Source organism: Streptomyces inusitatus (assembly GCF_014651115.1).
Classification (GTDB): domain Bacteria; phylum Actinomycetota; class Actinomycetes; order Streptomycetales; family Streptomycetaceae; genus Streptomyces; species Streptomyces amakusaensis.
The window spans coordinates 1-16,834 of record NZ_BMWG01000047.1 but is presented as its reverse complement, the minus strand read 5'-3'; the positions used below and the strand labels follow the sequence as shown (position 1 = coordinate 16,834).

The 16,834-nt window shown below is 68.0% G+C and carries 26 protein-coding genes; 3 read left to right on the top strand and 23 right to left on the bottom strand.

Going from position 1 to position 16,834, the window contains the following annotated elements:
• Positions 1-341: 341 nt before the first annotated feature.
• The 22 genes from IE247_RS33525 to IE247_RS33420 all read right to left on the bottom strand — a co-directional run bounded on the left by IE247_RS33525 (position 342) and on the right by IE247_RS33420 (position 12,109).
• Entirely contained in the window at positions 342-530 is a 189-nt protein-coding gene (locus tag IE247_RS33525; protein ID WP_190127153.1) for a hypothetical protein, read from the bottom strand.
• 62 nt (positions 531-592) lie between these two features.
• The gene (locus IE247_RS33520) at positions 593-964 is read right to left on the bottom strand and encodes a hypothetical protein (RefSeq protein WP_190127152.1); all 372 of its coding nucleotides are present in this window, start codon (positions 962-964) and stop codon (positions 593-595) included.
• A gap of 2 nt (positions 965-966) precedes the next feature.
• Positions 967-1,155 carry a hypothetical protein gene (locus tag IE247_RS33515; protein WP_190127151.1) on the bottom strand — a complete coding sequence of 63 codons (189 nt, stop codon included), beginning with the start codon at positions 1,153-1,155 and terminating at the stop codon, positions 967-969.
• A 38-nt stretch (positions 1,156-1,193) separates the two neighbouring features.
• Positions 1,194-1,976: a peptidoglycan-binding protein gene (locus IE247_RS33510; protein WP_190127150.1), complete on the bottom strand. Its 783-nt coding sequence runs from the start codon at positions 1,974-1,976 to the stop codon at positions 1,194-1,196.
• A gap of 74 nt (positions 1,977-2,050) precedes the next feature.
• Positions 2,051-2,218: a hypothetical protein gene (locus IE247_RS33505; RefSeq protein ID WP_190127149.1), complete on the bottom strand. Its 168-nt coding sequence runs from the start codon at positions 2,216-2,218 to the stop codon at positions 2,051-2,053.
• A gap of 2 nt (positions 2,219-2,220) precedes the next feature.
• Positions 2,221-2,937: a hypothetical protein gene (locus tag IE247_RS33500; RefSeq protein ID WP_190127148.1), complete on the bottom strand. Its 717-nt coding sequence runs from the start codon at positions 2,935-2,937 to the stop codon at positions 2,221-2,223.
• 1 nt (position 2,938) lies between these two features.
• A complete protein-coding gene (locus tag IE247_RS33495) occupies positions 2,939-3,247 on the bottom strand; it encodes a hypothetical protein (protein WP_190127147.1) in 309 nt (102 codons plus the stop codon).
• A 79-nt stretch (positions 3,248-3,326) separates the two neighbouring features.
• A complete protein-coding gene (locus tag IE247_RS33490) occupies positions 3,327-3,737 on the bottom strand; it encodes a hypothetical protein (protein WP_190127146.1) in 411 nt (136 codons plus the stop codon).
• Positions 3,738-3,744: 7 nt separating this feature from the next.
• Positions 3,745-4,632 carry a transglycosylase SLT domain-containing protein gene (locus IE247_RS33485; RefSeq protein ID WP_190127145.1) on the bottom strand — a complete coding sequence of 296 codons (888 nt, stop codon included), beginning with the start codon at positions 4,630-4,632 and terminating at the stop codon, positions 3,745-3,747.
• A gap of 2 nt (positions 4,633-4,634) precedes the next feature.
• Positions 4,635-4,898 (bottom strand): hypothetical protein, encoded by a 264-nt coding sequence (locus tag IE247_RS33480; RefSeq protein WP_190127144.1) that lies wholly within the window; start codon positions 4,896-4,898, stop codon positions 4,635-4,637.
• Between the two features lie 11 nt (positions 4,899-4,909).
• Positions 4,910-5,737 carry a hypothetical protein gene (locus tag IE247_RS33475; protein ID WP_190127143.1) on the bottom strand — a complete coding sequence of 276 codons (828 nt, stop codon included), beginning with the start codon at positions 5,735-5,737 and terminating at the stop codon, positions 4,910-4,912.
• A complete protein-coding gene (locus IE247_RS33470; protein ID WP_190127142.1) occupies positions 5,734-6,231 on the bottom strand; it encodes a hypothetical protein in 498 nt (165 codons plus the stop codon). The genes IE247_RS33475 and IE247_RS33470 overlap by 4 nt, the downstream gene beginning before the upstream one ends.
• A 240-nt stretch (positions 6,232-6,471) precedes the next feature.
• The gene (locus IE247_RS33465) at positions 6,472-6,621 is read right to left on the bottom strand and encodes a hypothetical protein (RefSeq protein WP_190127141.1); all 150 of its coding nucleotides are present in this window, start codon (positions 6,619-6,621) and stop codon (positions 6,472-6,474) included.
• Positions 6,618-6,923, bottom strand: a complete 306-nt coding sequence (locus IE247_RS33460) for a hypothetical protein (protein ID WP_190127140.1) — start codon at positions 6,921-6,923, stop codon at positions 6,618-6,620. Before IE247_RS33460 ends, IE247_RS33465 begins: the two co-directional genes overlap by 4 nt.
• Before the next feature lie 5 nt (positions 6,924-6,928).
• Positions 6,929-7,582, bottom strand: a complete 654-nt coding sequence (locus tag IE247_RS33455; RefSeq protein ID WP_190127139.1) for a C40 family peptidase — start codon at positions 7,580-7,582, stop codon at positions 6,929-6,931.
• Positions 7,582-7,857 carry a hypothetical protein gene (locus IE247_RS33450; RefSeq protein ID WP_190127138.1) on the bottom strand — a complete coding sequence of 92 codons (276 nt, stop codon included), beginning with the start codon at positions 7,855-7,857 and terminating at the stop codon, positions 7,582-7,584. Before IE247_RS33450 ends, IE247_RS33455 begins: the two co-directional genes overlap by 1 nt.
• 306 nt (positions 7,858-8,163) lie before the next feature.
• On the bottom strand, positions 8,164-9,300 hold the full coding sequence (locus IE247_RS33445; RefSeq protein ID WP_190127137.1) for a hypothetical protein: 1,137 nt from the start codon (positions 9,298-9,300) through the stop codon (positions 8,164-8,166).
• A 148-nt stretch (positions 9,301-9,448) separates the two neighbouring features.
• Positions 9,449-10,153, bottom strand: coding sequence for a hypothetical protein (locus tag IE247_RS33440; RefSeq protein ID WP_190127136.1), 705 nt, complete (start codon positions 10,151-10,153; stop codon positions 9,449-9,451).
• Positions 10,140-10,595 carry a hypothetical protein gene (locus IE247_RS33435; protein WP_190127135.1) on the bottom strand — a complete coding sequence of 152 codons (456 nt, stop codon included), beginning with the start codon at positions 10,593-10,595 and terminating at the stop codon, positions 10,140-10,142. The genes IE247_RS33440 and IE247_RS33435 overlap by 14 nt, the downstream gene beginning before the upstream one ends.
• A gap of 16 nt (positions 10,596-10,611) precedes the next feature.
• Complete coding sequence (locus IE247_RS33430; protein ID WP_190127134.1) at positions 10,612-11,091, bottom strand: hypothetical protein; 480 nt, start codon at positions 11,089-11,091, stop codon at positions 10,612-10,614.
• A 77-nt stretch (positions 11,092-11,168) separates the two neighbouring features.
• Positions 11,169-11,348: a hypothetical protein gene (locus tag IE247_RS33425; protein ID WP_190127133.1), complete on the bottom strand. Its 180-nt coding sequence runs from the start codon at positions 11,346-11,348 to the stop codon at positions 11,169-11,171.
• Entirely contained in the window at positions 11,345-12,109 is a 765-nt protein-coding gene (locus tag IE247_RS33420) for a hypothetical protein (RefSeq protein WP_190127132.1), read from the bottom strand. Before IE247_RS33420 ends, IE247_RS33425 begins: the two co-directional genes overlap by 4 nt.
• A gap of 224 nt (positions 12,110-12,333) precedes the next feature.
• On the opposite strand from IE247_RS33420, the gene IE247_RS33415 reads away from it, so the two are divergent.
• The 3 genes from IE247_RS33415 (at position 12,334) to IE247_RS33405 (ending at position 15,622) form a co-directional block, all read left to right on the top strand.
• Positions 12,334-12,717, top strand: coding sequence for a hypothetical protein (locus IE247_RS33415; RefSeq protein ID WP_190127131.1), 384 nt, complete (start codon positions 12,334-12,336; stop codon positions 12,715-12,717).
• A gap of 113 nt (positions 12,718-12,830) precedes the next feature.
• Positions 12,831-14,891, top strand: coding sequence for a hypothetical protein (locus tag IE247_RS33410; protein ID WP_190127130.1), 2,061 nt, complete (start codon positions 12,831-12,833; stop codon positions 14,889-14,891).
• A complete protein-coding gene (locus IE247_RS33405) occupies positions 14,888-15,622 on the top strand; it encodes a hypothetical protein (protein WP_190127129.1) in 735 nt (244 codons plus the stop codon). Before IE247_RS33410 ends, IE247_RS33405 begins: the two co-directional genes overlap by 4 nt.
• A 275-nt stretch (positions 15,623-15,897) precedes the next feature.
• Here the strand turns inward: IE247_RS33405 and IE247_RS33400 are convergent, their stop codons facing one another.
• Positions 15,898-16,041: a hypothetical protein gene (locus IE247_RS33400; RefSeq protein ID WP_190127128.1), complete on the bottom strand. Its 144-nt coding sequence runs from the start codon at positions 16,039-16,041 to the stop codon at positions 15,898-15,900.
• Positions 16,042-16,834 lie beyond the last annotated feature (793 nt).

Here is a 16,834-nt window from a genome sequence, read left to right as displayed (position 1 = left end):
CCCGCGCTGTCGCGCGGGGCCGGCCGCTGGCGCGGCCTCGGCGGGCTGCGCCCGCTGTTGGGGCTGGGGTGGAGTGTCGGGTGCGGCCGAACGGCTGCGCCGTCCGAAGGAGTTCAGCGGGTGAGCCACACGCCGAGGGGAAGCATCCATCCGAGCATCCCAACGGCGTAGACGAGCCTCATGCGGCATCGAGCCGTACGACGACGGCCACCTCTGCCAGTTGCCGGAGCGCTGCTTCCTTGCGCTCCGGGGTGGGCGGCTGCGCCGCCCGGCGACGGCGGGGGAGGGGGACCGGGGGAGCGTCCGGGGGCGGGCACCAACCCCCGCACGGCTCGGGGCAGTCACACGTCACGACGACTCCCCAGTGCCTCCACCAGCTCAACGAGCGTGCGCGCCTGGTGGTGCTCCGCCAGGGCGGCCAGGGACTTAGCCAGGGCGGGTGTGTGCTGTTGTACGGCCTCACGTTCGGCGGGTTGCAGGATGCTGCCGAACATGTCCAGTACCGCGACTAGTTCCGCTTCAAGTTTCATGACTCCAGGGTACGCGGAAGAGCCCCCACACCGTGTGGTGTAGGGGCTCTTCGGTGGCGGCTCTAGTCGCAGCAGGAGCACGAGTGTTCGTCGGGCTCATCCGGCTCGGGCTCGATCGGGGCCGGGGGCTCGGGGCGCGGGGTGAGGGTGATCTCGCCGCCCTTCACCTCGGCCACGAAGTGCCGGGGGGAGGGGGCCGGTTCCGGGTCCGGGCACCGATGCACGGGGTTGTGCGTGGGGGTGCAGTTGCCGCAGTACGCCTTGCCGTCCCTGGTGAGTGTCCACCCCTGGTGGTTGATGGCCCCGTAGAACTGGCGGACGGTGATCGACGTCGGGCACGACGTCGGTTCGGACTTCCCCGTCTTGTAGTAGTAGAGGTCCCTCCGGCCGTCGCAGAGAAAGCCAGGGGTGTAGAAGCCATCGTTCTGGAGCATCTTCAGCACTCGGTTCTCCGGGAGGCAAGGACGACGGCGGCGGCGAGCGCCAGGCCGAGGATGAGGCCGACGGACACACCGACGGCGGCGGCGGTGGCACCGGGGGCACCGATCGCCTTACGGATGTGTCGGACCACCAGGACGGCGGGGAAACGCCGCTGAACATTGCCAGTCGGCGGCGTGGCGGTCACCGCGGATTGGGGGGATCGGGAACGCGGCCACCGCATTCTCAACCCACCGTCCTGGTGGGGCTCTTGTGGATTCTCTCCCACGTCTCGGGGCCCGGGACCCCGTCCGCGTCCGCGCCGGTCCATCCCTGCGCGCGCTGGAACGATCGCACGTTGGCGCGGGTGTGCTTGGTGAACACGGGGCCCGGCTGGTACCCGTCGCCGTCGTGGTACATCGCGAACCCCGTGCGGACCAACTGCCGGTCGAGCAGCGTCACGGCGGGGGACGACTTGCCGATCCTGAACGCGCCCGCGCCCGGAAACGGGGGCGCGACGGGGACGGGCTTGGGCTTGGGGGTGCCCGTGGAGTACGGGGGCCGCATGTACCCGACGACGGGGGCCCGGCCCCGTACGCGCTCGGCGACGATGTTCGCCGTATTTCCCTCGATGGACCGGATGACCGAGGTGACCGACGTGACGATGCCGACGTGGTTCACGTAGTCGCTCCCCTCGGCCCCCGGCAGCTTGTAGAAGACGACGTCACCGCGCTTGAGACCCTCGGCCCCCTTGTGCCAGAGACCGGCGCGCTTGGCCGCCTGGACGCCCACGGGGGTGTACGCCCATCCGGCCCGGCCGGCTGTCTCCCGTGCGCCGAGGCGGTCACGGATTTCGCAACCCTCCTCGGCGAACCAATAGGCGACGGCCATCGCGCACCACGCGCCGGGGCCGATGCCGTACCACGCCGTGATCTTGTTGCGGTTGCTGCGGGGCGGGTACTCGCCGAGCCCCACATCCCGGAGTGCGCGCCGGATGACGGCGTCAGCGGTGACAGGCCAAGCAGACATGAGTGATCCTCCCAAGATCGTGCGGAGCGCCAACTCCGCCTCCGCTTCTGACTATGCCTCGGGAGGATTTGAAATCAAGCGGGGACGATGTCGCTGATGACCTGGCTGCACTGCCCGCACTGCGCGCGCCAGATGGGCGGCGCGGTGTTGGCGTACATGGGCACCGTGTGCCGGATGCCGTCCTGGCTGCACCCGGGGGTGCGGCACGTCGCCACCATCATCGTGGGCTCCTGCTCATCCATGGTCATTCTCCGATCACGATGTAGTCGATGCCGGTTGCGGTGGTGTTGGTGCGGGTGAGCCAGATCGTCACGGAGTCGCGCGTCACGGTGGAGCAGCCGACGCCCGTAACTGCCGTTCCGGGGAGGGTTGTTGCGGGCGTGGCGACGGCGCGCGGGGGGCCGCCCGGGGGCATGCCGAGGCCGGTCACCGTGATGGACGTCGGGGTGTTGGCGGCGGTGGGGGTGATGTTCACGCGGCCGGCCCTGATGTTGCCCGCGCGCAAGTTCTTGGCCACGTCCGCGTCGCCCTCGACGCCGAGGTACCCGGCGACGTTGACGACGGGGATGCGCGCGGTGCCTTCCCGGTAGATCGCCACGGCCAGGGGGCCGAGCGTCCAGTTCTGCCCGCCCTCCATGTCCAGGAACAGATCCAGTTCCGGGGGGGCGTAGCCGCCGTGGACGGGCGGTCGGATGACGATGTGGCCCTCGGCCCATCCCGGCAGATCGCTGGTGAGGCTGGTACGGATCTCGCCCGCGCCGGTCTGCGCGGGGTGGCCGGTGTGGAAGCGAACCCGTCCGTCCGGGGTGAGTTCGACTCGGCGCGTGCCGGTCGGGCCCGTCCGGATGAGCGCGCCCGTGATCGTCTTGCCGTCGATGGCGTCGGCGGATATCTGGTCACCCTGGATCTGTCCCTCGATCGCCGAGGCGGGGAGCGCGGTGGTGGGGTCCTTGAAGGGCATGTCATACCTCCTGGTACTCGATGCGCGCGATGGCGCGGGCGGGTCCGGCCTGCCACTGGATCACCAGCGGGGTGTTGTCCGGGACGTACAGGGGAGGGTCCTCGACGGCGGTGTCGAGTTGGCCGGATCGGGTGCCCATCACCAGCGTCCCGGGGGCCGGTTCGCCGACGTAGACGTACGAGCGGACGGCCCCCGTGGCACCGGGGGTGGAGACAGTTATTCGGCGAACGAGCCAGGCCGCGCCCGCGACGGGCCCGGCGAGCCGGGCCGTGAGCACGCCTTGCTCCTGGCGGGCCTCGACGGGTGCCACCTGTGGGCGGGTGGTGGGCGGACCCGTGGGGCCGGCCGCGCCGGGGGCCCACGGGCGTGATCCGTAGTGCGCCCACCCGTCAGCCATCGACGTACTCGGCGAAGGTGTGCACGGGGGTTGCGGCAGTGAGGGACGCGTCCCCGAGGACGTAGACGGCGTGCCGGGACCGCATGGTCATCTTCTGTCCGGGGCCGAGCCAGAAGCCGCCCATCGGCGTCAAGGTGTCGCGGTCCGGCCCGAGGTAGACCGGGCCCCCGCCGCCGTTGACGATGTGGAGCGAGTCCCTGAACGGGGCCGCCCCGGCGAGCTGCTGCACCTGGCCGGCCGTGACGGTCACGGCCCCCGTGGTGAACTGGCGCGGCGGGTGCTGGACGATGCGCAGGGGCTCGGCGGCGACGACGGCCACCGCGACGGGCGCGACGGCCTCTTGCGTGCGCTCGGCGTACTCGTCGGCAACGTCGTACTGCACCCTGACTTCTGTGTCATCCATCGTTCGTTTATCCCTTCGCTGTAGCGGCCGACGCGACGGCGGCGGCACGTCCTGGCGGTGTTGCTGCTGCTGCTGCGGTGCCCACCTTCTTCGCCGCCTTGACTCCCTTCTCGGCGGCCTTCACCCCGCCCCGGACCGCGCCCGCGACGGGTCCGCCGACGCTGGTGGAGGAGAGCATCTTGAGGCCGATGAACAGGGCGGCGGCCCCGCCGATCACCTCCACCACCCGCAGCCAATTGCGCGGGTCCGCGATCCAGGCCGAGGCCCGAACGATCATCACGGTGATGGAAAGGGCGGCTTTCCCGAGGGTGATCATCGGGCCCATCGGATTCATGCTGCCGAGGGCTTCCCCGCCCCCTTCCTGAAAGAATTTGAACAGGGGCCCGACAAGGGACGGGAGTTGGGGAATGAGAGATTGCAGAAGGACTTGATCAGCGTTCCCGGAGATCGTCTCCCAACTCGCCTGATTCACGGACCCCGATCCGCCGCCCGTATTGACGACGGGGGTAGTCGATTCGCCGCCGCCCTTTCCGATCTGAGCGACGGCCATTCGGGCGCGGCCCATTTGCAGGGTGTACGGGCCGTCAGAGCCCTTTCCGTCCGGACCCGTATACGCCTCCCACGGCTTCCACCCGCTCTGCTTATAGAGCACCATGGCGGCAGCGGCATTTCGATCGGGGTCCTTCATGGCGGCGGTGGTCCATGTCGGGTGCGCCTTGATATGGACCTTGACGTAAATCTGCCAAAGGCCGACACACCCAATGTGGTTCACCACCCAGTACTTGCCGGACGACTCGGCCAGGGCGACGGCGACGGCGATCACCAGTTGCTCACCGCGCCATCCGGCACGGTGGGCCACCTCGGCGATCTGCTTCGCGCTCATGGCGGTGGGCACGACTACCTCCTCCGGGCCGAGCGGTACAGCAGGGCGTAGGCCGCCGTCATCGCGCCCCCGATGACCAGGACTTCCCCACTGCCGGCTGTGACCGCGATGCCCACCACCACCGCCGCCGCCGTGAAACCCGCCGCGCGCTCCGATGACTCAACATGGGGTGCGGACGGATCGGCGGTGACGGTGGACAGCGGCGGGAGCGCGGCCCCGTAGATGGACGGGATGAGCGCCGCGACGGCGACGGCCAGGGCGAGCTTGTCGCGCTCCATTCGATCTCTCCTTACTCGGGGAACCAGAAGCTCGAACCGACAAATGTCTTATGCGGTCCGCGCGCCTTGAGTTCCTTCACAGTGGCGGCGGATCGGTATTTCAGGTTGAAGTCCCACACCTGATTCCAGGTGAGCGACTTCCGGTATTTCTTGTTGTAGGCCGCGGTGAGGTCCGACAGAGTTTGTCCGCGCTTTGTGATGCGCATCGTCCGATACGGCGGCGTGCGCCCCGGCTTGGGCTTGGGCTGCGGCCTCGGCATGGGCTTGGGCGGCCATGTCGGCCATGTCGGCGTCGGCGGAATCTCCGGCTTGGGCTTGGTGGGCGGCTTGATGACCGGCGGCGGCTTGTCGGGCGTCGTCGGCGGCGGCGGAGAAACCGGGGGCGGGCCAATGAGGATGATGGCCTCATTGATGATGGCGCGCTGAATGGTGGTGAGGGAGTCTCCGCCGAGATATGCGGAGATGGCGCGGTCTACTGCGGTGGGCTCATATCCGCGCCCCACCAGAATCTGAACTGCTCTCCGCTGCCACTGCTCGTTGGTGGTGGGGAGGGTCTTGTCGTCGTCGTCCTCCTGGCCGTCGTCGGTGGGCCACTGACCCACCCCGTTCGGCCGGCCGTACGGCCACTCGCCCTCCCCGGTCCCGCCCGTGTCCGGGCCGGACTCCTCCTCGGCCACCACCTCTTCGCCGCCGCCCCCGGACCGGCGCATGTACCACGTCAGGGTGAGGCCGCCGCCGATCGCCAGGACCCACACGCCCACGGGCAGGGGGCCCAGCTTCTTACTCAGAGCGGCCTTGAGATCTCCCGCCCCCTTCGGGGCCTCGGGTGCCTCGCTCACATGCGCCACCTCCTCGGGGTGATCGGCTGGACGGCGGTGCCGACGACGGCCGACTCGTCATAGGGAGTCGGCATCATGCGGACGGTGTTCCGCCACACCGAGCGGGGCGACGGGGTGGTGACGCCGGAGACGCCACCGGGCGACGGTTCGCCGCGCTCGGTCGGAATGCGCTGCTGGATCGGCGACGACGCGAGCGGCGACGGCATCGGCAGCTTGGACAGTTCGGGGGGGTGGTGCGCGGCCCACTGGTCAAAGGGCCGGTCGTACATCCACAGCGCCATCACGGCCGTGCGCGCCGGATCGGCGGAGACCGATCCGGCCCGGGGGGCCGTCAGCGGGGTGACGCCGGGAATCGCGGAGACGTGCGCCGGATCGCTCCGGAACTCCTCCTTCGAGCTGGACGTTCGCTCGGGGCTCACCGGGTAGCCGGCCGTCGTCAGCGCGGTGGACTGTCGCCGAGGATCGGCCTGGCCCCGGCTTTCGTGATCGGCCACGGTGGACGTTCCGGCCGCGCCCGCGCTCGGGGAAGTCTGATTCGGATACCGGGCCGGTTGGCCGGTCATCCGGAAGGCGAATCGGCCGCGCCCGGGAAAGTCGGGTGCGATCGGATCGCCGAGGGGGATTTCGTCTCGGTCGTCGTCCACCACCGCACCCGAGGCGTGAGCCTCGGGTACGGCGGCATCCCCGAGTTGCGCATATGTGGGCGCGTCCTTACGGGAATTACGGGCCATGGGTCACTTCCCCATGGCCGCCCGGAGCGAGCCGGAGAATGCGTCACCGACCGCCCGGATGATGGATGCCGATGTGGGGTGGGAGACAATCACGGTGACCATGGCCACCGTGACTATCGCGCTCCCGATCGACAGTGCCTTGTCGAGATTCACACTGACCTCAGATCGGAGTTGGAAGGTCTGGATTTCTTGGTGGGTTTCGTCGCCCTGGTGATGGCGTCCCACGCGGGCTTTCCGTAGACGAATACGCTGCTGATGATGATCAGCAGGGCTATCGGGCCCGCTATCTCGGGCCAGGACTGCGCCATGACGGAAAGTCCGATACCGGCGAAGGTGAGGCCGATCCAGGTTCGGACGGGGGGCATGTCGCCCTCGGCCCCTGCCTTTACGAGTACGAGCGCACCGGACACGCCGAGGGCGGTCACGATGTGGGCATTCGCTTTGTCGGTGCTCATCTTCATCAGATGCTCGCTGTCTCCGGGGCCTTGAGGAATCGGCCCCAGGTGATCGGCCCCGGCTTCACGTTGGTCACTTTCTCGATCCGGACTTTCTGGCCCGGATAGGGGGCGTGGATCATCTGCCCGTTGCCGATGTAGAGACCGCAGTGGTAGGCGGGCATTCCCATGAATACGGAATCGCCCGGCCGGGCCTCGGAAGCCGAGATGCGTTTCGACTTCGCCCGCTGTGCCTCGGCCACCCTCGGAATATCAATTCCCGCACCCTTCTTGTGTGCGAATTGCAGCAGGCCCGAGCAGTCGAATCCGCCACGGGTCGGCCCCTTCGAATTTCCGCCACCCCACACATAGGGCATCCCTATGGCTTGGCGAGCGACAGCGATAACCGAATTACCGTTGAAGTTCGCCGGGGTCATTCCGTCAGATCCGCCAGGGGCGCCGGGCGAATTGAAATCGTCCGGCTCATAGGCCAGGATCGCCGAGGCAAGATCGGCACCGGACACCTTGTTCTTTTTCAGGGATTCCGGGCGGGGCTCGCCGCGAAGGACTCGGCCGATCTCTCCGACGATCCCTTTCTCAGGATCGGTAATGCCGGTCCACACCATGACGATTCCGCCACCGAGGACCAGAAGGGTTACGGGGAGATTGCCGCCCGCCATCAGAAGGGGGCGCGCTTCTCGCGCTCGTCCAGGGCCGTGTTCACGGCCTCGGAAATCCGCTGGGTGAGTACGCCGTTCGTCTGGTGCGAAATCTTCGCCAGGACCTCATCCTGTGCGTCCGTTCGCTGGTCCATTCGCGAAGTGATGAACACGGCCGCGAGGATGGGACCGGCGAACGAAACGTACGACGTGGTGTCTTCGCCCTTCAGGGTGAGGGCGACGAAACCGCCGAGGATGACCACCAGGGCGAAGAGCTGGGTTACCTTCGGGATCACTTCGCACCGCCCGAAAACTTCGACGTCGCGAAAGCAAGAATGCGCGGAAGGACGAACATCCCGAGCGCGCCCCCGATGATGAGAGACTTCGTGTCGAGACCGAACACTCTGATCTCCTTTCGTGTTGGGTTCCGGGCGGCGAACTGTTCGCCGCCCGGCGAATGGATGGCGAACAGTTCGCCCTAGCTGCCGACGCGAACGGATACGCCGCTGAAGCCCTTACGCATGAGCGAAAGGACGCCCACGGCCGCGATGACCAGCAGTCCCGCAACCTTCGCGGTGTCCAGGTTCTGCACTGTTCGCCTCCTAGTTCACGAAGATTTCCGAGGCCGCAGCCACGTCGTTCGTGATCACGGTGAGGGTGCCGGCCGAGGAGAAAGTTCCGGTGAGTTCGTACCGAGTCGACTGGGTAGTTCCGAGGTACTGATCCCGGAGTTCGCCGCCGATCTTTCCGTCGAAGTCGTGCGCGTAGTCCTCGACGTACACGCCGAGGTCCAATCCGTTCGCCGCTTCCGCCGCCGCCGAGAAACCCGTCTTCCGGAAGAGTTCGTGCTTCCACAGCTCCTTCTGATACGTCTTCAGAAGTCGGGTGTCCCAGTAGAGCGAAGGGGTGTCCGGAAATGCGGTGTCACCCGCGCTTCGCGAACCCGAGCTGTTCCGGTACACGAAGATGAGTTCGCGAAGGAGCGATCCCATTCGCGGAAGGCGAAGGGTGTTGAACCCTGCGGAAACCGGAAGAGTGGTCTTGGACCAGTACGCCGTAGTTCCGATCGCCGGGGGCTGCTGCGCGGTGGCATTGCCCTTGAGATCGGTCTGTGCGGGCTGAGACCACGCGTCCAGGTGCATTCGCACGCGAACGGTCGGAAGGGTGGCCGGAGCGGTGCCGTAGATTTCGGCGGCCGGATTCAGCGTGATGCGCAGCTTCCAGGTGCTTGCCGCGTTCGCATTCGGCAGCGCGCCGAGCCCTTCACGCGCCGAGAATTCGACCGGCACGCGCAGGCAGAAACGGAAGTTTCCGGAAGTCGCGCCGACCGGCGAATACATCGGCGACTGCTTCGGATCGCTCGCATAGCTGTACCCGCCGTACTTGTTGATCAGGTACAGGTCGTAGCCGGAGAAAGGACCGACGACCGGAGCGCCGTTCACGTCGATAAGCGCGATCTCGGATATGACGGACCACGGCGCGTCTTCCTTCGCAGTGACGCCGGTACCGGCACCCCCGGACGCCTGGACGTCGAGAACGATGCTGCGGAGATATCCGTACGCCGGAACGTCGTAGGGGCCGAGCGCAATAGACGTCGCCGTCAGCGGCTCGGACACATCCTTCATGGGCTCCAGGTGCTCATGAGAAGCACGGGTGAAAGGAACGAGAATCGTCGGTGCGGCCTGCTTGTTGGTATTCCCCTGCGGGGCCGCGGTGTCCTTCATGATGGTGGCGGGCATTACCCCCCCCTTCTAGTAGATGTAGGCCATTGCCTGGCCAACCTTGTTGTCGGAAAGTCGAGCGGCCAGAGACCGCCAGAGGAATCCGAAAATCACGATGAAAGCCGCCGTCTCAAGGAATTCGATCGGCGAGATATGCACGTGCATGTCACCCCCTTGGGGCGCGTGTGATCATCATTTCCCCATCACGGGTATTGACGTAGAGCGCGTGGTGCTCGGGGAGTCGGGTCACTGCGGCCCGGATTTCCTTCGCGCTCATTCCTCCGAGCCCGGAGACTCGGCGTAGATTGGTCTCGTCGTTGTCGCGCCAGAAGAAAAGGTGCGTCGCTTGGTCATAGGCGAACAACGGGACGTGGGCGGGGCGTTGGGTTCCGCCAACGAGAGAAAGGCCGAGCGAGCGCCCTTGAGTCCAGTAGGTCTCAAGGAGTTTCGTCAGCTTGAGCGTGTGACACAGGTAGAAGAGTTCGTCAGCAAATACGCACCATCCCCCCGCAACGAACATTTCGCGCAGGGCAATGCTCAACTGGTATTGCTGATTCAGTTGGTCTTCGGGTCTCCGGAATTCCGGCCAGAGAACTACCCGTTGGCCATTCCTGCCGATGATGGGCGGGCGCTCTTCCCAGGAACGGATGCGCTTGAAGCGCTCGTTCCTGATCAGGCCGTCCATGGTCTTGTCGCGCGGCTTTGTCGCCAGGGCGGCGACATAGGCGCGGCGGTGCAAGAGCTGACGGGCGAGCGTGGTTTTCCCCGAGCCGGTAGGCCCGATGAATGAAATGTGCTCGCCCTGTGCCCATCGGAAGCGGCGTAGGAATTCCTCCCAATCAACCTGTGGTGTCAGGTCAACTGGGGGCATTCACTCCCCCCTCGGCGGGGGCCGGGGAAGCGCCGAGCATGGCGGCGAACTCAGCAGGAAGAAGGCCGTGGTTCGCGGCGATCCCACCGGCGATAACGGCGACGGCACCGACGACTCCGGACCATGCGCCCGCCGTCAACATGCGCTCCAGGTTCTCCCGGACGGAATTGTTCTCCTCGGCGAGCTTCGCCAGGGAGGACGCAAGGGCCGGGACACCGTTGACGAAAACCATTCCGTCAGCCGGACTGACCATGCAGCCGAGCATTCCGAGCGTGGTAAGCGAGGTGCCGAGACGCTTTTCCAGGGGCGGGGTATTGGCGCGGCGGGAGCTGGCGGCGGTCTTCCGGGGAGCCTTGTCGGTCGCGCCCGGGGGCCGGCCCCTGCGCTTCTTCGGAGCGGCGTCCGGGGGCGGCGTCGGGGGCGGCGAGTCCATGCCCGGCATCTCCGGGAGGGTCACGTCAGTCACGGCGTCCCCGCTCCCGGAACCACCAGTGGTCCGTTGCCGGGGGAGTGTCGGGACCGTCGTCCTTCGCCGGTTCGGCAGGCGCGCGCTCGGCCTCGGCCTGGCCGTCGTCCTCGATGTCGGCCTCGGCCTGGCCGTCGTCCTCGGCGGCCTCGATCGCCGACTCGGCCGCGTCCACGGCATCGTTCAGTGCGGCGTCGGCCTCGGCCTCGGCCTCGGAAGTGCCGGCCGCATCGGCGGCCAGGGCGGCGGCGGCAGCAGCGGCAGCAGCGTCCTCCGCCGACTCCTCGGCGGCCTCGGCGTCACCCTTCTTCGCGGCGGCCTCGGCGTCCTCGGCGGCATCCTGCGCGGCCTCGGCGGCGGCCTCGGCCCCGGCCTCGGCGGCCTTCTCCTCGGCGGGAGTCTCGGCAGTCTGCTTACTGCCATCCATGAGCGCGGCCAGGAATTCGGCCTGCTCTGTGGTAAGTTCGGGCATGAAAAATCCCCCGGCTGGTCGGTAGCGAGTTGGTAGCTCACTTCCGACTATGCCGGGGGATTTTTTGAATTCAAGCGCTACATTGTCGCGCGCTTCTCCTTGACGTACCTACGCCGCTCGCTGCGGATCTCTTCAAACGTACGCCCCTGCCAGGAGTCGCAGAGAGCGCACCCCGAACACATGGTGTCCCACATGTGCACCTCGGGGTCTTCCCACCCGTCGTTCAGCGAATCGCCGTACGCGTCGTTACCCCTCACGCGGTCTTTTCCCTCCATGCCTCATGAATCATCTGTGCGTACCGGGGTGAGCAGTCCAGAGCCGCACTCAGAGCCGTTGTGCTCGGGAGCGGCTGACCCGCATCGACGGCGGCGGCCATGAGCGCCAACCCCTTCTTCTTCTTGCTCCCCTTCCGCTCGGTCACCTTCGCGTGGCGGCGCTGCTGGCGGGGGGGAGACTGGAACAACTCTAGGGGTGGGCTCACCGGTTCGGGCCCGGATTCACTCTCCTCCGAATCGTCCTCGATCACCTCCTGGCCGTCGCCGCCGTCCGGGCCGGGCAACTCCTCGGCGGGGGCCGGAGCCGTCCGGGCGAGCGTTCTCACCATGGGCTCCGCCACCAGGTGGACGATGTACGCCAGGGCGGCGGCGGGTACGGCCGAGACGGCGATGGCAACAGCTCGGTGCTGCCAGGACCACCCAGGGGTGATGACTCCGTGGACGATCGCGTTACCGACGACGGACACAGCCACGGACCACTTCACCCCCCGGAACGCCATGGCCCGACCGACCGCGTCGGGGTGGAGCCGGACGTACCGGACGCCGGCCGCGAGCGCGATCACGTCCACGGTGAGGGGGAGCGCGGGGGCCGCCGTGGGAGACCAGCCGGAGACCTCGGCAAGTTTGGTGAGCGCGTCGAATGAGGCGTAGAGCGCCGCGCCCCCGGCGATGAACGCGGCCACCAGGACGATGCCCCGATCCAGCCACCATGAGCCGGTACGCCACGCCTTGCGTTTTGACACGGGTACTCTCCTGAGTGAGTAGTTCAGAGGGTCCGCCCACCGGCCAAGGTTGGGGCGGGCCCTCACTCGTTGGGGTGGAGAGTACCCCCGTGATCACCCGGATGTGGGCAACCCCTTCCGAGACTCAACTTAAATGGGCTAACGTTCGGGACGTGCCGGAGAGATCCGGCGCACGGGAGGATCACCACGCCGTTTCTGACGGCACACCAGATACAGGGAGACCCATGTCGAATCCCGAAGAACCGGCGACCGTCACGCCCCGCGACGTCGCCGAACTGCTCAGCATGAGCAAGGCCGGCCCCATGGTCATCGTCGCCCTGGACGACGTGCCGGGCTGCATCGCGATCGGCCCCGCCATACTCTCCGTCGCCGGACCGGTGCTCGCCACGTCCGGGGAGCTGCGCGAGATGCTGTCCGAGGCCACCGCGGATTCCGCGCGGATGTGGCACAACGACTACCGGCTGACGTACGACGGGTACGTGATGCTCGCCCTGCTCATCAACCGCCGTTGCTCCGAGGTCATCAACGGACGGGCGGTCCGGGTCATACGCCCCGTGGGGGAGCCGTTCTCCGGAACGCTCCGCCGAGCACTCGGCCAGGACGAATGAGGCAGCACACCGCCAGATGCAGCGCGTACCGCAAGGCATACGCCGAGCGGTACGCGTTGCGGCGGCCCACCAAGAACGTCTGCTGCTGCCCCACCACCACTGAGGGATGACCCATGACCACTGAGAAGAAGCCGCCCGTCGTCCGCAAGCCGAAGACGTACGCGGCGACGTTGGAAGAGCTGCGGAAGCAGCGCGACGCGATCAAGCGCGCCGAGGCGGCGAAGACGAACGCCACCGCCCGTCGTGACGTGCTGATCGCGCACGCCGCGACGTTCGCCGAGGCGACGGGCCCGACGATCGCGCAGAGCGCGGGGGTGGTTCCCGCGCGGGTGTCGCAGATCGCGCCCGTCCGGAAGAGCCGCGCCGCCGCCATCACGTCCGAGGCCGACATGGCGTCGGCCCCGCAGGTGAAGGCCGCCGTCCGCACCGCGCGCCGGGCCGGGGTCATCGGCTCGGCCACCGAACCGGCCGAGGCCCCCGCGCCCAAGCTGACGGGGGCGGCGGGGGCGGTGGCCGAACGTCTCGCCGCCGTCCACGGTGTGAAGCCGACGTTGCCGGGGGCCGACGACTACGCCGCCGATCTGCTGACGGCCACCCAGCGATCACCCCGTGATCTTCCGGGCATCGGCGACACCCCCGTGACGATCGAGATGGGCTCGGCGTCAAAGCGGAAGTGGACGCCCCAGCGTGCGCGGGTGACCGCCGTCGCGGCCCCGGACGGAACCATGTTCCTCAAGGGGCAGGAAACCCGGCTGCTCGTACGCGGCCGGTCTGCCGGAGCGTGGCTCCAGGCGCTCCCCCCCGAGGTGGAGCGGCTGGTGTTCGTCGGCGCTCCGGTGTGGCACACGGACCGCGACACGACGATGACGTACGACGTCAACGAGTGGCTGAGCGCCGATCTCCCCGAAGGGTGGGAGCACGGCAGGCACTTCCCCCATGAGCGCCACCCTGTCGCCCGGTACACCTGGACCGGTGAGGGCCGCCGCCGCAATGTCGAGTTGCAGCACCTTGGGACGTGGGTACCTGGGGTTGACGAGAGTGATCCCCGTGTGGCATGGCACGCGTTCCGGATGCTGCGCGACACCATCCGGGCGCGGTGGGGAACCGACTCGGTGGAGCTGCTGGGCTCGCCCACGACGCTCGGCCAGGATCTGTGGGCGCGCACCATCCCGCAGAACACGGAGTACCCGATCATGTCGACGGAGCTGCGGGAGCTTATTCAGACGACGTCGGGCCAGGGCCGGTTCGAGTTGTTCACCCCGCCGACCGTCCCGGAAAAACTCCCGAGCGTGCATTACTACGACTGCACCTTTGCCTACGCGGGCCTGACCTGGGGTCTTGCCGTGGGGAACCCGTCCCGCGTGACCGCGCGCGAATATGAGAACGCCCCGAAGGGGGCGAAGGAAAAGTGGATGCGGGGCCGGGGACGGTGGCACGTCCGCGCGACGGTCCCCGCCGACTGGGCGCACGTCGGGCTGCTGCCGTGCTCCGGTCACGGCGGGTGGGAGTACCCCTCCACCCCCGGGCGCACCTTCACCTCCTGGGCGTCGGGGCCGGAAATCTGGCTCGCCCTTCAGAAGGGGTGGCACGTCGAAGTGCTGGACGGGATCACGTGGGCCGAGGGCAAGCCGCTGAACCTCTGGCGAGACAAGCTGGTGGAGTCCTGGCACGCGCTCACCTCGATGTCGCAGCAGACCGGCCCGGGTTACCGGGAAGCCGCGCTGCTGGCGGCCAAGATGGTCCGCTCGATCCTGCTGTTCACCATCGGGTCGTTCCACTCGAAGGGAGGTCAGCGGAAGGGGTTGGCCGTGACCGAGGACCAGATCCCCGCCTCGGCTCGGCGCGCGGAAGAGCGCGGTGGTGCATGGGTGTGGGAGTCGAGTAAGCAGCAGTCGGGCGACTACCGGCACCCCGAGTGGTCCGCCGAGGTGTACGGACGGATGCGGGCGCGGCTGCTGGCGGGTCCGGCCGGAACGGGCGCGCTCTCCGTCGCGCCGTCCGAGGTGATCGCGTTCCGGTCTGACGCGATGCTCCTCACCCGCGCCACGGGATGGGCGAACCCGGAGTCAACGCCGGGCCGGTTCCGCCTCAAGGGCTCGCTCGGCTCGGTCGCGGCCCCGCTCAACGAAGGGGAGCTGCTGGCGCTCCGCGACGCCGCCGAGGCCGCCCGATGAGCGCCGAGGCCGCGCGCATCGTCGCGGACCTGATCGCCCGGGGGTTCTCTCAGACCGACATCGCGCGGGGCCTCGGCCTCGGCGCGAAGGGGAGCGGGTCCTACGTCGGGCAGATCCTCAAGGGCACCAAGGGCTCCCAGAAGATCGGGGAGTTGCAGCAGCTCCAGGCCGCCGCCGTCAGCGCGGGGGAGATCCCTGCTGGCCGTGGGGCGGCGGCGAAGGAAGCGCGGCAGCGCATCTTGTCCGGGGCCAGGGTCCGGCGCACCCCGCGTCAGCGAAAGGCCGGCGGCGACGCTGCCGTACGCAAGGCGGCCACCGCCGTCAGCCGCCGAGGGTTCGTGTCCGCGTACGCGGGTCAGCAGGCACTCGACGGCCCCCGGGGTGGCCGGCCGATCGAGGATGCGATCCGGGGCCTGGCGACGGTTGGCGGCCGGATCGCGCTCCGCGTCGTCGGGCGGTTCCCCCGGGAGTCGGCCGCACACCGGTCGTCGTACTGGCAGAACTACTACGGCAAGAAGAAGCGCAAGCCGGGCCGGAAGCGCGGCAGCTCGAATGTCTTGGAAGTGGCGTTTGGCAACGGCGGCCGAGGGTTCGCGGCCTCGGACTGGGCCGGGCTGATCGACGCATCTGGAACCTTCGCGGCGGCGCTCAACGAGTGGATGATCGCGCAGGGGCACGACATCCCCGAACGGCTGGTGAGGGTGGAGCTGACGGGATGGGTTGAGACGTAAGCGCCCGTCAGACGCACGGGGCGGACCGATGGTTGTACCACGGTCCGCCCCTTCTCAGGTGGGGATCTTGTGCACGTAGAGTCACGAATGTCAGAAGTACGCATGTTCGCATTCGGCTACCGGAATCCGACCGATCGGGGTTACGATCGCATCGGGAGGATCACCCGGAGCGATGCGATTTGGACGCTCCGGTACTACAGGGGAGGGAACACCCTATGGGTGGACGCCGAGCCGGTATGCACTACCGGGCACGGAACGCGGGGGCACGCCCCCGTTCAGCAGTGCACAGCGCGCGTGATGCTGCGTACCGCAAGGCCCTCGGGATCGAGGACGCCGGACCGCTCCCCAGGGAGATCGGGTCCGTCCATCACCAGCGTCCAGAAGTTGAGACTGTCGCCGATGGCGGTCTCGACTGACACGGAAAAGGCCCCCCGCCGTCGCGGGGGGCCTATCCGAGCCTCTACAGGGAGTTTTCTTGGGAGGATCACTCTCACGAGGCTTGCGCTAACGCTACCGGAAGATTCGGGGTGGCCCGACCGGGTTGCCCTCTCCTCTCCTGTAGCGTGATCACCGGACAAACAATCAAACATCGACTCGATCGGGTGAGTTGGCGCTCACCAGGTTGAGCCGGGGGTCTATCCCCCCTCGGGCCGCGCGCAGGGCACACAGCCGTAACCACTGCTCACGGTAACACGCACAGGAGGTGCCCGGCAGCGAGCCGGGGCCGATTGTGTGAGGGTTGCCCGTATCGGGAAAGCCTGGCGTTGCGTCCAGGTGGTTGCGGTCCGGCGGGTGGTGCGAAGAGTCCATGGCGAGCCAGCAACGGCCAGGGCGGACGCTGATACCGGGTCAACCCGTATTTCCCCCCTGCCCGGACGCTGATCACGGCGGCCGGAGTGGTGCAGGACAGACGGAGAGTGTCGGCCGCGAAAGCGCGGTGGGGTGGTGAAGTCGGGGGTGGTGCGTCCGCAGGACGCCAACCGGGCACAAGCCAAAAGCGCAGCAGGGGGGCCGGGGTGGGGGGTGGTACAAGTGGGCACACGTGGCGGGCGCGTCGTCGGCCGCGAGTTGTCGTGGGCTGACTTTCGTGGGCCAAGGTTCGAGAGGGGGGCACGGGATGCGCGGCCGAGGAGTTCGAGGCGAAGCCGAGAGGGGGCGGGCGCGGGGCCGGCCTTTCCGCCCGCCGTCCGGACAGAAGTCGGATCGTAGCCA

What these genes read in the sequence shown, in the direction of transcription:
- IE247_RS33435 (WP_190127135.1), bottom strand. Translation starts at nt 10,595, where the DNA reads ATGCCGGGCATGGACTCGCCGCCCCCGACGCCGCCCCCGGACGCCGCT.
- IE247_RS33455 (WP_190127139.1), bottom strand. Translation starts at nt 7,582, where the DNA reads ATGGCGGGCGGCAATCTCCCCGTAACCCTTCTGGTCCTCGGTGGCGGA.
- IE247_RS33430 (WP_190127134.1), bottom strand. Translation starts at nt 11,091, where the DNA reads ATGCCCGAACTTACCACAGAGCAGGCCGAATTCCTGGCCGCGCTCATG.
- IE247_RS33500 (WP_190127148.1), bottom strand. Translation starts at nt 2,937, where the DNA reads ATGCCCTTCAAGGACCCCACCACCGCGCTCCCCGCCTCGGCGATCGAG.
- IE247_RS33415 (WP_190127131.1), top strand. Translation starts at nt 12,334, where the DNA reads ATGTCGAATCCCGAAGAACCGGCGACCGTCACGCCCCGCGACGTCGCC.
- IE247_RS33405 (WP_190127129.1), top strand. Translation starts at nt 14,888, where the DNA reads ATGAGCGCCGAGGCCGCGCGCATCGTCGCGGACCTGATCGCCCGGGGG.
- IE247_RS33510 (WP_190127150.1), bottom strand. Translation starts at nt 1,976, where the DNA reads ATGTCTGCTTGGCCTGTCACCGCTGACGCCGTCATCCGGCGCGCACTC.
- IE247_RS33505 (WP_190127149.1), bottom strand. Translation starts at nt 2,218, where the DNA reads ATGGATGAGCAGGAGCCCACGATGATGGTGGCGACGTGCCGCACCCCC.
- IE247_RS33440 (WP_190127136.1), bottom strand. Translation starts at nt 10,153, where the DNA reads ATGCCCCCAGTTGACCTGACACCACAGGTTGATTGGGAGGAATTCCTA.
- IE247_RS33460 (WP_190127140.1), bottom strand. Translation starts at nt 6,923, where the DNA reads ATGAGCACCGACAAAGCGAATGCCCACATCGTGACCGCCCTCGGCGTG.
- IE247_RS33480 (WP_190127144.1), bottom strand. Translation starts at nt 4,898, where the DNA reads ATGGAGCGCGACAAGCTCGCCCTGGCCGTCGCCGTCGCGGCGCTCATC.
- IE247_RS33525 (WP_190127153.1), bottom strand. Translation starts at nt 530, where the DNA reads ATGAAACTTGAAGCGGAACTAGTCGCGGTACTGGACATGTTCGGCAGC.
- IE247_RS33445 (WP_190127137.1), bottom strand. Translation starts at nt 9,300, where the DNA reads ATGCCCGCCACCATCATGAAGGACACCGCGGCCCCGCAGGGGAATACC.
- IE247_RS33490 (WP_190127146.1), bottom strand. Translation starts at nt 3,737, where the DNA reads ATGGATGACACAGAAGTCAGGGTGCAGTACGACGTTGCCGACGAGTAC.
- IE247_RS33520 (WP_190127152.1), bottom strand. Translation starts at nt 964, where the DNA reads ATGCTCCAGAACGATGGCTTCTACACCCCTGGCTTTCTCTGCGACGGC.
- IE247_RS33410 (WP_190127130.1), top strand. Translation starts at nt 12,831, where the DNA reads ATGACCACTGAGAAGAAGCCGCCCGTCGTCCGCAAGCCGAAGACGTAC.